We start from the raw sequence: 12,411 nt of genomic DNA, 5'->3' as shown, positions 1-12,411 counted from the left end.
TGAGCCGCCTGTTACGGATGTATTCGCCTACGGTGATACCGCACAGTATACCGAAAATCTTCTGGAAATAGTAGGGCGAGCAAGCCGCCTGACTTGCGACCTCCGCCACATCAAGTTCGTCGGTGATGTGCGCTTCGATGTAGTCGATAGCTTTCTGAATACATGTGGCTAAGTTCATTGTTTTCCCTCCTTTAGTGTGATTTTATTATAACATCGTGAGAGTTTGCTGTCCTGATATTTTGTGGCTTCTTGTGTCAGATACGTTTATATGTTTGAACATTATTCAATCACGATAGATTAATACTTCCTCTTTGTTTTCCATAGCTTCTTTTATCAGATCAATGATATTACAAAGTACAGCGAGCGTATCATAATACCGAAAAACACGCATATCATGATTTATTGATGTTAATTGCTTGTAGACTGATGAAAGGTCATCTATGCGCCATGGCTTGTCCCTAAGCCAATGTTCATCTTCAAACATTCCAATATGCCAGTAATAAGCGATACCAACCCAGCCTTTATCGGTTGGTTTAACATCAGAAAGAATGTCATTCAGAAATCCGTCCCAGATACCAAGCATTTTACGCTTAATGCCATTATTTTCGATGATAAATAAGATTTCGGGTTCACCTTCGTAACCTTCATAGTATATTTCATTTATTTCTGACATATTAAATCACCCTTCCTTTTTAAAATCCAGCCTCACCAGTGCCTTGCCGTTTGGAAGTGGATATGACTCCTGCAATATCAGCGAGTAGCCTATCTCCTTCATGGCAGCCGTGAGTGCCTTTTCCTCCATTTGGTGATGAACCTCGTCAAGCCTGTCGAAAGCTCGCAGGTACGGCGACTCCGACACCCACTGCTCCTCGTCCGTGTTTATCTGTATCACGCAGGAAACGTACTCGGGAGCGGTCTGCAAAACGGCTCGCTGAAACGCTCCGTAGCCTATGTACTCGATAAGCAGGTTCGCTATCAGAAGCTGTGCCTGCGGGAGCTTCTCTGCCTCGTTTATAAGGTCGATGTGCAGGCACTCCAGTATGCCCGAAAGCTGAGTATATCGCTGAGATACCGCACGGAGATAGTCCGCATTGATGTCCACACCGTAGACCCTGCGGAACTTGTCGGCGTCAATGTGTTCAAGTCCGTTTCCGCCTGCAACTCCCAGAACTGCGGCGGTCTCCACAGGATAGGCGGAGAACTGTTCCTTCATTATGGAATCGAGAGCCTGAAGCTGCCGCACAGAATCAAGGCTCATGTGCTTTTCGTAGTCGTCAAGACTTATTTCTTCCCATGGGTTGCTCATATACAGCACCTTTCCAAATCGTATTCATCATTTATCAGAAAATAGTCAAGTCCGTAACTGAGACAGCCGCGAAGATATTCCTGATTGTCCTGTATTACGTCCTTAATACTGAGGTCATTGGAGAGCCTTTTCTCGATAGCGTTCCCGAAGCTGACAATGTCACTGAAATGGCTGGTTATGTAGCTTTCACTCATAACAAGGCAGATGTATTTTATCTGCGACAGATAGTCGGCGTCAAAGCTGTTCTTCCAGTCAAAGGGAATATAACAGCCCTCGATTATGAGATCCTGTTCGTTTTCAATGGCAGTCATTATCATCTCTTTCAGGATATTCCAGAGGTATGCCGTCAGCTTGTCGTCGTCATAGGGAGTGAGCTCGGTCTGACCGCTTCTTATAAGTCCCATTTTCAGGTGGTCGATAGACAGGTAAGGGTACTTGTATTTTTCAAGCAGTTTCTGCGCGAGAAGCGTTTTCCCTGTATGCGAAGCACCTGTTATCAGTATTATCATAGTAGCCGCGGCTCCTTTCCGATAGTTTCCATAATTATATCATATTTGGGGGCGTTTTTCAATCAGAATGTTGGACAAAGCATCTGAGATATGGTATACTTAAAAAAAGATAACAAGCCAATGAAAGGAGTACATATGCTAAAAATAGGAACAGTTTATAGAATGCCAAAAGAGCATCAGCCAGAGAGACCAATTGTTGATGGCCTGCCTAATTATTATTTTGAAACTAATACTCCTGAATATGGTTTTGATTTCCAAAAAGGTATTCATAAGGCCAAAGAGGTTGAAATCAATAAAATAGAAAAGCGTTGTCCTTTAATAATAATTTCCAGTACGCCAAGAAAAGCAGGCAGTGAAGATACGCCTTGGCACGATAGATATGTTCCAGATCATGGATATGTAAAATACTATGGCGATAACAAATACGGAAGCGGCAAACCTGAAGAAGCTCCTGGGAATAAAAAACTGCTGTCATTGCTGAATTATTATAACAGCAATGACGAGAAGGTTAGATTGGAGAAAGCCATTCCTATTATTTTTTTTGAGAGATGTTCATATGATGGCAGACCAAAAGGGAACGCAATATTTCAAGGTTTTGGTATTCTGGAGTCAGTTGAGTTGGTAACACAGTATGATCATAACAGTAAAGGATATTTTTCAAATTATCTATTTACATTTTGTGTATTGTCGCTTGCGGATAATAATGAACAGTTTGATTGGAGATGGATATCAGATCGCTGTAATGGTTTGCTGCTAACAAAAGAAACCATGAAATTTGCGCCAAAGTCATGGAAAACTTGGATTAAGGAAGGCAATACAAAGCTAAATTTGATAAGGCGTACTATATCCTCTCTTGGATTAGTAAAGAAAAATGAACAAAAGACTGATAACCCTCAATTACTTAAAGAGATTTATGAGTATTATGGCGGAAAAGCAAGAAATTCTGATAAACATGAGTTTGAATTCCTTGCTTTGGAAATAACACTCAAGGTTATAGAAGAAAATGGCGCAAAGTGTAAGCCAGGCTGGATTACCAAATCATCTGGAGATGGTGGTGTTGATTTCGTTCTTCGTGTTGATTTAGGACGAGACAAATTAGCATCGGTAAGAGTGATTGTTCTTGGACAAGCAAAATGTAATGATCCAACAAAACCAGTTAATGGACGTGATATAGCCAGAACAGTTGCACGTTTAAAGCGAGGTTGGATAGGAGCGTTTGTAACAACGTCTTTCTTTTCTGAAGCTGTTCAGCAAGAAGTTAAAGAGGATAATTATCCAATTATGATGATCAATGGAGCAAAAATAACTGAAATAGTTGAAAGAGAATTAAAAACTCAAAACATCTCGCTAAAAGCTTATTTAGCAGCCTTGACACACAAGTATTCAAGGCTATCTCGTATTCCTGAAGATATATTGGAATAATAGTATCATAAAGAAGTTATGGCGTCTAAGTATAATTTCTTGTTTGACTACTAAAGAAAAACTCCGTCTGATGTGTTTTCAGGCGGAGTTTTGCATGATTTAGTTTATTGCTTTTTTTTCGGTTGATGTAGTATAATGGTAAAAAAGCTATTGATTAGCAGGTGATATTAATGGATAAAAACGAGATAATTATATATGAGACCGCAGACCACGCTGTGAAGCTCAATGTTAATACCGACGGTGATACAGTATGGCTGTCGCTGGATCAGCTCACAGACCTCTTTGATCGTGATAAATCAACTATATCAAGGCATATCAGAAACGTTTTCAAAGAGGGTGAACTTGAGCGAACGGCAACTGTTGCAAAATTTGCAACAGTTCAAACTGAGGGGGAGCGTGAAGTTACAAGAGACATCGAATACTACAACCTCGATGTGATAATCTCCGTTGGCTACCGTGTAAAGTCTCAGCGTGGTGTTGAGTTCCGCAAATGGGCGAACAGTGTGCTGAAAGATTACATAATCAAGGGCTATGCCGTTAATAATAAGCGTATCGAACAGATAGGTGAGGTAATACGCATTATGAAGCGTACAGAAAATCAGCTTGATGCAAAGCAGGTGCTTTCGGTGATTGAGAAGTTCAACACTACACTTGACCTGCTTGATGCTTACGATCATCAGACTCTTGACAAGCCAAAGGGAAACAAGGCTGTTTATATGCTTGATTATGACGAGTGCCGCAAGGTCATCAGCGAAATGAAATTTGCATCCGACAGCGAGCTATTCGGCAACGAGAAGGACGATTCCTTCAAGGGCAGTATTGCAAATATCTATCAGGAATTCGGCGGTGTTGAGATATACCCGTCACTGGAAGAAAAGGCTGCAAATCTGCTGTATTTCGTAACCAAGAACCATTCATTCTCTGACGGTAACAAGCGAATTGCCGCTGCGATGTTCCTGTATTTTCTCGACAAGAATGCTGCTCTGTTCCTTGACGAAGCCAAAACAGAAAAGACAATTGCTGACCAGACGCTTGCGGCGCTGACCATCATGATAGCTGAATCTCAGCCTGCCGAAAAGGAAATGATGATAAGCGTTATTATGAATTGTATGATAAAATAAGAATGAGAATATTGAACGGCGGTACTGTTTGGTGCAGACGGTATTTATAATGTTTCAGATCTTTTTATTATCAGCAAAAAATGGTTTAATTTCAGTGTGTACGCAAAAAGGAAAAGCTCCGTTTGATATATAGTCAAGCGGAGCTTTTTTGATATTGAGTTATGAAATATAGGGGATAATAATGAAGATTTTATTCTGAGCATATTACTTCTAATGGCTTACCTGTTGAAGAGTCAAAAATCATTGGCAATAAAAATTTATTGGTATAAGGATCGTTGGCATCCTTCTCAGTGTAGCGGTATCTGTTCGAATAAACTAAGGTTGTGTTATTCTGGAAAAAACTTATAATAACATCGTTAGGATCTCCTATATAATGCATTGTGCAATCGCCTGTTTCGGAAGACCGCGAGAATTGTACTGCTTGGTCTAAACGTACACTTTGTTTTCGATAAGCAATCGCTTCCAATCGTTCCTGGAATTCAAACTGTTGACTATATTCATAATATTTATCGCAAATGATCAATCCGCCTACAGAATCATCTTTGCATTCGTCAACAACGGTTCGAAACAATTCGAAGGATGTTGTATGGCTGCTTCTCAGTTCCTGAAGTTTTCGAAAGGCGGCATACGAGCCAATCCAAGCAGAAGAGCATTCACGCTGAATGATTTGTTCTTTAACACTTGCAATATGCGTTTCGTTGTTATCGTCAGCGTAGCATATTATAAATTCGATGTCGTCCTTGTCGACAGACATATGAATTTCGTAAGCTTTATCAATTATGTCGTCTACAGTAATAATCGATTGGGAATAATACCACTCCAATAAAGCATGAGCGTTCCCTGTGTTATTTCCCGCAAATGCTACAGCGATTTTAGGAGCAATATTTATTATTTTTGAAAAACCGTATTTATTTATCATAGTACGGGCTTCAGGACTCCAATTTCGCTTATATGCACCTATAAGAGTGGTTTTAGTATCGCTGAATATATTGGTATGATTAATAGTTTGCCCGTTTATTATTTCTTGTGATTTTTCTGCATAGATAAAACTCATATTATTGTCAGCCTTTCGCTTGATTAATAATGCTATATATGTATGAAAAGAATATGGAGTTGATTGAGGAACTGAGTTCATTATAACATGCATAATGGCATCAGTCAATAAAATAGCATCACCTTCTTCTGAAATAGAAGTTGAATTTTTAGTTTCTATTTACAAAACAAACAAAATATGCTATAATTGAAACGAATAATTTATACACAATCTTAATGCACGGGGGATTTTATGAAAATACTATATTCAGATATGCTTCCATTGGGAATACAGGATAATCAGGAAACGATAGATGACAGCATTAGACAGCAAATAGCTAAATCGGACAGGGTTGATATTGCAGTGGGTTATGTTTCTCTGGCATCTCTTGAGGAGCTTGACAGATTGATTTGTGAAAACAAGATCAAGCAGATTGTTCTTGCCATTGGAATGTACTACATCGAGGGAATGCCTGAAAAAACATATCATACTGCTGTTAGGATCAATAAAAAGTGGCAGGATATGGGTATTGGTGAAATCCGCATTGTGCGCTCGCTGAAATATCACGGCAAGGTGTACTGCTTCTATAAGAATAATACACCTATTTCCGCTGTCATCGGCTCTGCAAATTTAGGCGTTCTCAAACTTGAAGCTAATAACCGCCGTCAGTATGAGCTATGCTCTCTCACTGAGGACCTCTCTGAAACACAGGAGCTTGCAGATATTGTGGAGCGCATAAAAGCGCCTATCTGCTCAATCAATATTGCTGATGTCGACGATATGCCGCTTATCAGAGAACAAAATGTATCTCTTACGGGTATTGATACCGTTGAAGAGCTTCCGAAGAATGACATAGAGCTGTATAGGAAACATAAAACCGATCTAACATTTACGCTTCCTTTGAAAGTCCCTGCCTTTTCCGAGAGATTTATGGACGATAAAAAGCACTATACTCAATCCAATATCAATGTCTGCTATTCTCTTGACACGAGAAATCCGAAAAGACCTAAATCAAGAAACTGGTATGAATTTCAGATAACTGTTCCGAGCAGTGTTTACACATTGCCTGGATACCCCAAGAGAAATGAACCATTCTTTATCGTAACCGATGACGGCTTTATGTTCAAGGCACATACCACCAGCGATAACAACAAACAGCTTAACGCTGTAGGAAGTGAGCATATCTTAGGATATTGGCTCAAAGGCAGAATTGCTGCTGCAGGTTTGGTTACACCCGTACATGATACACAAAAGGATACAGACAGAATAGGCATGATAACAAAGGAAATGCTTGAAGCCTATGGGTGTGACAGTCTTACATTTACTAAGACCAATAAGAAAGCAGCAGACGAGGACGGAAATGAGCTTGACGTATGGATCGTTGAGTTTATTTCTTCCAAAGACGAGGAATAATATATGCAGTATCTTAAAACCTATCTGAACAAAATCATAGCAAGGGGTAACGAGAAGCTCGCAGAGTCTATCTCAAAAACCGCAGAGGATATTGGAAAGAGCTATATCAGCACATTTTCATTTACAAGTCATGAAATTGGACTCCTTTTCGGAAATGTTCAATCAGGCAAGACAGGACAGATGTTTGGCATCTTATGCAAAGCCGCTGATTTAGGCTTTCCTGCATTTCTGATACTTACAACAGATAATATTGTTTTGCAGGCTCAGACATTAGAGCGTGTAAAGTCTGATCTGGAAGGTTTTTGTATCTGCGGAGAAGATGATACAGGCTTGTTCGTTGAAAACAGCCTTATACAGCCTGCAATTATCATTCTGAAAAAGAACTCCAGAGTATTAAGAAAATGGGCTAACATCTTCAATACTACGGGATTTATGAAAGGCAATCCGCTTTTTATTATTGATGATGAGGCGGATGCTGCATCTCTCAATACCTTTATTAACCGCAAAGGCAATCAATTTTCTTCAATCAACAAGTATCTCAATTCTATCAAGAATGGAGCAACAAGCAGTCTGTATCTCCAAGTTACGGGCACACCGCAGGCTATCCTGCTTCAAACAATGGCATCGGGCTGGCACCCTTATTTCACCTATTATTTTCAGCCTGGAAGTGCCTATTTGGGCGGAGATTTCTTCTTCCCATCCTCTCAGAAGTCCGACTGCATAACATTTCTTGAAACTGTTAAAGAAGATACAAAAGAAGCAGTTTTACGCCATATCGCAGTATCAGCTCAGGTGCTTGCATCTGGCGGAAAGGTTTGCAATGGCCTTATTCATCCAAGTGTGAGGCAGTCGGCACACAACACCTTTGCAAAAGAAGTAAAGAAAGTGCTGGAATGGTGCAAAGCTAACAATACAGAGTTTAAGGCAGAAATACTAAGGCATAGTACATCACTCAATCCGCAGAAATCCGCTAAACTCTCTGATGATGTTATATTCAGCAAAGCTGAGAGACTTGTAAAGAACGATGAAATCAATGTTTACATAATGAACGGCACTAACGAAGTTGACAGCTCTGCTTATGCTCAGGGAAGCAATATCGTTATCGGAGGAAATACACTCGGCAGAGGTGTTACATTCCCTGGATTGCAGACTATCTACTATACAAGAACAAGCAAGAAACCGCAGGCGGATACAATGTGGCAGCACAGCCGAATGTTTGGATATGACCGTGATCCAGGGATGATGATGATTTATATTGACGAGCATCTTTATAAGCTGTTCTCTGATATAAATTCTACGAATAACTCTATCATCGCTCAAATCGAGCGCGGCATAGATGATGTTAAGATTTATTATCCCGAAGGTCTTAATCCTACCAGAAAGAATGTGCTTGACAATAAACACGTTGAGATTATATCGGGCGGAACAAACTACTATCCGTTCTATCCTGATAATGATACCATCGAAAGCATTTCCGAGCTTCTGAAAGTTTTTGACAACACAGAGCCTTATTATCAGGTGAGCCTGAGATTTATCAAGGAAGTGTTGTCGCATATCATTCCAAGTCCCGATTTTAAGCTGTCTGCTTTTATGTCCGTATTGGATACTATGCTTGCAGATACTCCTGCGGGACAAGGAATTCTGATCGTAAGGCGTGAAAGAGATATTGCTCAGGGGACTGGTGCTTTGCTTTCTCCAAACGACTGGAAATTGGGCGGTCAGTTTACTGATAAACCTGTATTGACCATGTATCAGATTACAGGCAATAAAGGCTGGAAAGGCAGAAAGCTTTGGATACCTAATATTAAGCTTCCGCATGGAACAATGTACTATGATGTAATAGAAGACGATACTCAGGGAGAATAATATGATAACAGGAGATATAACAAAATCAATTTTATTTGATCCAATTTTGACAGGGGCTGATAAGCTGCTTATTCTCAGCAGCTATGCAACACCCAATATGGCATCGTGGTATATGAAACAGCTTCAGGAAAAGAAAACAGATGCTGTTGATATATCAATTATTGTTGGTATGACGCCCTTTGATGGAATCAGTATTCCTGCTCATCAAGGTTTTGTGTCGCTCCATAACGTATATACTTCAAAGAGTGTGCGGTCTTTTAGCTGCAGTTATTTATCAGATAATCCGCCTGAGCACTCAAATCTATATATTTGGCTTAAGGGAGAAAAGCCAGAACGAGCTTTTATGGGGTCAGCAGATTTCACTCAAAACGCTTTTATTTCATCAAGGCGTGAAATTATGGAGGAATGCTCACCAAGAGAAGCGTTTGAGTATTTCTGCGATGTTGAAAGCAGATCCTGTTACTGTAATCATTCAGAAATTGATGATATGATAATTATTCGCAACAATCATCCTATTCTTGACGATGAAGCTGAATTGATCGGCAGGATATCCTGCGGCTCGGTTGACAGCGTTAGTCTTTCTCTCCTTACAAATAAAGGTGTTGTTGCAGGAACATCAGGCTTAAATTGGGGACAGCGAGATAAACGGAATCATAATGAAGCATATATAAGAATACCAATTCAAATTGCAAGACAGGATTTCTTCCCGACTGATCGTCACTTTACAGTATTGACAGATGACGGGCATCAGCTTATTTTAAGGGTAGAACAGCAAAACAACAAAGCGTTGACAACACCAATGAATAACTCTCTTTTGGGTGAGTATTTCCGCAACAGACTTAATTTGCCAAACGGACACCCAGTTACAAGAGAGGATTTAGAGCGTTATGGACGTACTGATGTTGTATTTGCAAGAATAGATGAAGAATTGTATTATATGGACTTTTCTCCGAGTAAGGCTTTGGGTGAGCGATAATGGCGGATAATCATTCAAAAGAAATCCGCAGTATGAATATGTCACATATCAGAAGCACAAATTCTAAGCCGGAGGAAATTGTTCGTAAGTACCTGTTTTCAAAGGGCTTGCGGTATAGGAAAAATGTGCGTACTCTGCCCGGAAAGCCTGACATAGTTTTGAGAAAATATAAGACGGTAGTTTTTGTTAATGGCTGCTTCTGGCATAAGCATGATTGTGGGCGGTTTGTTATGCCAGCGAGTAATATTGAATACTGGACTAAAAAAATAAACGGCAATATTGATCGTGATAAAGCTAACACTGCACAGCTTGAATCTCAAGGCTGGCGTGTACTTACAATCTGGGAATGCCAGCTGAAGAAGAAAGTGGCTGATGAATATTTGTCTCAATTATACAAAAGTATAATTAATAAAATTTAAATAATAAGGAGGAGCTGACTATGCCTAAAAGAGGAGATTCTTTTATTGTTCCGATTGGAAATGCACAGCATGATTGGGGAACATATCGAAATCCAACGAATAGACCGCCTATTGAAGGAGAGGCTTATTTTGCCATTCCAAAAAAATATGCCATTGAATACGAAATATACAACTCGAATAATCTGCAGGTGGGTTTAGGCTATAACGAGTTTTATGTAACTTCAAGTGATGGCTTTTTAGAAAATGAAATTCTTCTTGCTCAAGGCTGCAGCAGAGCTGGTGATCCGTATGCTAAAAATTTTGCAATCAAAGGTGATCTGAAAAGATTAGGCGAATGGTTTGAATATGTTGGAGCTACAACAGAAAATAGCATAAAAGTTGTATTTACAAGCCCAACAGAGATTTTACTTGAAATAATATAAAGATAAAAGCGGTGTTCAAATGTTAGAACACCGCTAATTTTATTCATTAATATTAGGCTCGATATAGTCGTAAGGTATACCGGCAAAACTTTTTAGAATTGCCTCGAAAATTATTTTAGCTCCTCTGCATGGTACAGCCATACCAATCTGTTTTCTTACGCATTCTTTGCTTCCGATAAATTCATAATCATCAGGAAATGTTTGAAGCCTTGCTCTTTCTCTGTTGGTCAATGCACGCGGTTCTGCCCAATGATAGATATGGGTACCGCCGCCGCCGCTTCCTGTTACAGTATATGATGGTTTATCTGGATCAAGTCTTTTATATATCTGGCTTATTTTAGCTCCCTTAACATTAAGTTTAAGATCATCAGGCAAATCAGCTGTGAACGCATTTTGTCCAGGTAAGATATGTTCAAGACGCTTAACTACTTGAGAAGATTGCTTGGTTCTCTCGTTATTGAGCGCATCTTGTGGAATAGGTGGATTTTCAATAGCTGTTCTGCAAGAATTATCAACATTTTCATAAGGAGCAGTTGACGGGACATGATAAACGACATCAATATCGTTTCTAATTCCCACTATAATAATACGATGCCTTGCCTGCGGAATACCATATTCTTCGAATTTGTATAAATGAGGAACAACTTGGTATCCTGCGTCTTTAAGCTCTGAAATAATTTTTGTAAAAGCTTTTCCGTCATTTGCATTACGTAAGCCTCCGACATTTTCTGCTAAAAACCATATAGGATTAAACTGCTTAAGAGCTTTTACGCCATAAGAATACAGAGGACCATAAACGCCGTTCATTCCCTTTTGCTCGCCAACAACACTATAGTCATTGCATGGGAAACCAAATGCAAGAGCGTCTATAGGTGCGAGCTGGGACATATCAAACTTGCGTATATCTTCGTGATATACAGTTTCAGGAGCGTCAGGGCATATATTATGTCTATATGTTCTGCAGGTATCTGCATCATAATCATTTGCCCATTGGTGAACAATGCCATATTCAGGATCATCAATGTCTGCGTTAGTTGCTCCCCATGCTATGCCTCCTGGTCCGCAGAATAATTCACCTAATCTGTAAATCATTGTTTTCACCCATTCCTTTCAGATTTCCATTTCTTTTGGCTATTAAAAAATCAATATAGAGCTGAACCAATGCTAAATCACTGGAAGAAAGATCGTTTAGCCTTTTTATTCTGTTATCAGGAGAGATATCGTTGTCTGTTATATATCCGGCTTTGAGAAGTATTTCAAAAGGGTGTATATCAAGAGCTTTGGCGATTCCACAGAGAATTTTCCAGTTTGGCTTTTTTCTGGACCCTTTTTCAATTTTATATAGTTCACTATCACTTGTTCCGCAGAGAGAGGCTAATTGTTTAAGAGAGTATCCGAAAGACTCTCTTTTTTGTTTTATATAAATACCTATTTCATTCATTTAGCACACCTCCACCTGGCATTATAACATATTTGCTGCTATTTGTCAACTTTTTTCTAAAATTTGCTGCCTTATAGAAATATTGCTTAGCTTTTCATGTACATATGGAATACCATGTAATTCTGTTTCTGCTAAATGTACAGTTAATGCTGTAATAAATAGTTGAATGATATGTCGGCACAGTACCTGCAACATACACAATTGCAGGTGCTGTTTTTTGTGCGTTTATCCAAAGATTTGAAAAATGGCTGTGCAAAACGGCTTTCCCAGTTCTCTATAAGTAGATGGTATTGAAAGGCGTCCTCCTCATCGGCGACAATAAGGCAACGATAAAAACGCGAGTTTTATTCAGCCGGCTTTTATGCAGCTCTACAAATTAAAGTGAAAATTATGTGAAATAGGGTTGCAAAGCGCCTCTCCCATTCCCCTATAAGTAGAGGGCAAAATAAACAACCGCCATATGCATCGGCTTGTGCATAGTCA

General features: G+C 39.5%; 14 protein-coding genes. 7 read left to right on the top strand and 7 right to left on the bottom strand.

The window, feature by feature from the left end:
- The 4 genes from Q0R37_RS12545 to Q0R37_RS12530 form a co-directional block, all read right to left on the bottom strand.
- A partial coding sequence (locus Q0R37_RS12545; protein ID WP_294754833.1) for an AraC family transcriptional regulator occupies window positions 1–178 on the bottom strand: 178 nt, incomplete at its 3' end.
- 105 nt (window positions 179–283) lie between these two features.
- A complete protein-coding gene (locus tag Q0R37_RS12540; protein ID WP_294754832.1) occupies window positions 284–673 on the bottom strand; it encodes a hypothetical protein in 390 nt (129 codons plus the stop codon).
- Window positions 674–679: 6 nt separating this feature from the next.
- Window positions 680–1,306, bottom strand: coding sequence for a methyltransferase type 11 (locus Q0R37_RS12535; RefSeq protein ID WP_294754830.1), 627 nt, complete (start codon window positions 1,304–1,306; stop codon window positions 680–682).
- On the bottom strand, window positions 1,303–1,815 hold the full coding sequence (locus Q0R37_RS12530; protein ID WP_294754828.1) for an AAA family ATPase: 513 nt from the start codon (window positions 1,813–1,815) through the stop codon (window positions 1,303–1,305). Before Q0R37_RS12530 ends, Q0R37_RS12535 begins: the two co-directional genes overlap by 4 nt.
- A 135-nt stretch (window positions 1,816–1,950) precedes the next feature.
- Between Q0R37_RS12530 and Q0R37_RS12525 the strand changes: the two genes are divergently transcribed.
- The gene (locus tag Q0R37_RS12525; protein WP_294754827.1) at window positions 1,951–3,237 is read left to right on the top strand and encodes a restriction endonuclease; all 1,287 of its coding nucleotides are present in this window, start codon (window positions 1,951–1,953) and stop codon (window positions 3,235–3,237) included.
- Between the two features lie 170 nt (window positions 3,238–3,407).
- Window positions 3,408–4,358, top strand: a complete 951-nt coding sequence (locus tag Q0R37_RS12520; RefSeq protein ID WP_294754825.1) for a virulence protein RhuM/Fic/DOC family protein — start codon at window positions 3,408–3,410, stop codon at window positions 4,356–4,358.
- A gap of 190 nt (window positions 4,359–4,548) precedes the next feature.
- On the opposite strand, the gene Q0R37_RS12515 is transcribed toward Q0R37_RS12520, so the two are convergent.
- A complete protein-coding gene (locus tag Q0R37_RS12515) occupies window positions 4,549–5,412 on the bottom strand; it encodes a hypothetical protein (protein WP_294754823.1) in 864 nt (287 codons plus the stop codon).
- 231 nt (window positions 5,413–5,643) lie between these two features.
- Here Q0R37_RS12515 and Q0R37_RS12510 point away from each other — a divergent pair, with 231 nt between their 5' ends.
- From Q0R37_RS12510 to Q0R37_RS12490, 5 genes are read left to right on the top strand one after another with little or no spacing between them, the layout of a single operon-like run.
- Window positions 5,644–6,804 (top strand): restriction endonuclease PLD domain-containing protein, encoded by a 1,161-nt coding sequence (locus Q0R37_RS12510; RefSeq protein ID WP_294754821.1) that lies wholly within the window; start codon window positions 5,644–5,646, stop codon window positions 6,802–6,804.
- 3 nt (window positions 6,805–6,807) lie between these two features.
- Window positions 6,808–8,670, top strand: a complete 1,863-nt coding sequence (locus tag Q0R37_RS12505) for a Z1 domain-containing protein (protein ID WP_294754819.1) — start codon at window positions 6,808–6,810, stop codon at window positions 8,668–8,670.
- Window position 8,671: 1 nt separating this feature from the next.
- Window positions 8,672–9,646 (top strand): restriction endonuclease PLD domain-containing protein, encoded by a 975-nt coding sequence (locus tag Q0R37_RS12500; protein WP_294754817.1) that lies wholly within the window; start codon window positions 8,672–8,674, stop codon window positions 9,644–9,646.
- A complete protein-coding gene (locus Q0R37_RS12495) occupies window positions 9,646–10,065 on the top strand; it encodes a very short patch repair endonuclease (protein ID WP_294754816.1) in 420 nt (139 codons plus the stop codon). The genes Q0R37_RS12500 and Q0R37_RS12495 overlap by 1 nt, the downstream gene beginning before the upstream one ends.
- Window positions 10,066–10,085: 20 nt before the next feature.
- Window positions 10,086–10,487, top strand: coding sequence for a hypothetical protein (locus Q0R37_RS12490; protein WP_294754815.1), 402 nt, complete (start codon window positions 10,086–10,088; stop codon window positions 10,485–10,487).
- A 39-nt stretch (window positions 10,488–10,526) separates the two neighbouring features.
- On the opposite strand, the gene Q0R37_RS12485 is transcribed toward Q0R37_RS12490, so the two are convergent.
- Window positions 10,527–11,579 (bottom strand): DNA cytosine methyltransferase, encoded by a 1,053-nt coding sequence (locus Q0R37_RS12485; RefSeq protein WP_294754813.1) that lies wholly within the window; start codon window positions 11,577–11,579, stop codon window positions 10,527–10,529.
- Window positions 11,560–11,928: a helix-turn-helix transcriptional regulator gene (locus Q0R37_RS12480; protein ID WP_294754811.1), complete on the bottom strand. Its 369-nt coding sequence runs from the start codon at window positions 11,926–11,928 to the stop codon at window positions 11,560–11,562. The genes Q0R37_RS12485 and Q0R37_RS12480 overlap by 20 nt, the downstream gene beginning before the upstream one ends.
- Between the last annotated feature and the right edge of the window lie 483 nt (window positions 11,929–12,411).

The sequence above is a fragment of the uncultured Ruminococcus sp. genome (assembly GCF_946415235.1).
GTDB lineage: Bacteria > Bacillota > Clostridia > Oscillospirales > Ruminococcaceae > Ruminococcus.
This window is presented reverse-complemented; position numbering and strand designations above follow the sequence as displayed.

What these genes read in the sequence shown, in the direction of transcription:
- Q0R37_RS12490 (WP_294754815.1), top strand. Translation starts at nt 10,086, where the DNA reads ATGCCTAAAAGAGGAGATTCTTTTATTGTTCCGATTGGAAATGCACAG.
- Q0R37_RS12510 (WP_294754821.1), top strand. Translation starts at nt 5,644, where the DNA reads ATGAAAATACTATATTCAGATATGCTTCCATTGGGAATACAGGATAAT.
- Q0R37_RS12525 (WP_294754827.1), top strand. Translation starts at nt 1,951, where the DNA reads ATGCTAAAAATAGGAACAGTTTATAGAATGCCAAAAGAGCATCAGCCA.
- Q0R37_RS12480 (WP_294754811.1), bottom strand. Translation starts at nt 11,928, where the DNA reads ATGAATGAAATAGGTATTTATATAAAACAAAAAAGAGAGTCTTTCGGA.
- Q0R37_RS12505 (WP_294754819.1), top strand. Translation starts at nt 6,808, where the DNA reads ATGCAGTATCTTAAAACCTATCTGAACAAAATCATAGCAAGGGGTAAC.
- Q0R37_RS12530 (WP_294754828.1), bottom strand. Translation starts at nt 1,815, where the DNA reads ATGATAATACTGATAACAGGTGCTTCGCATACAGGGAAAACGCTTCTC.
- Q0R37_RS12515 (WP_294754823.1), bottom strand. Translation starts at nt 5,412, where the DNA reads ATGAGTTTTATCTATGCAGAAAAATCACAAGAAATAATAAACGGGCAA.
- Q0R37_RS12540 (WP_294754832.1), bottom strand. Translation starts at nt 673, where the DNA reads ATGTCAGAAATAAATGAAATATACTATGAAGGTTACGAAGGTGAACCC.
- Q0R37_RS12495 (WP_294754816.1), top strand. Translation starts at nt 9,646, where the DNA reads ATGGCGGATAATCATTCAAAAGAAATCCGCAGTATGAATATGTCACAT.
- Q0R37_RS12485 (WP_294754813.1), bottom strand. Translation starts at nt 11,579, where the DNA reads ATGATTTACAGATTAGGTGAATTATTCTGCGGACCAGGAGGCATAGCA.
- Q0R37_RS12520 (WP_294754825.1), top strand. Translation starts at nt 3,408, where the DNA reads ATGGATAAAAACGAGATAATTATATATGAGACCGCAGACCACGCTGTG.
- Q0R37_RS12500 (WP_294754817.1), top strand. Translation starts at nt 8,672, where the DNA reads ATGATAACAGGAGATATAACAAAATCAATTTTATTTGATCCAATTTTG.
- Q0R37_RS12535 (WP_294754830.1), bottom strand. Translation starts at nt 1,306, where the DNA reads ATGAGCAACCCATGGGAAGAAATAAGTCTTGACGACTACGAAAAGCAC.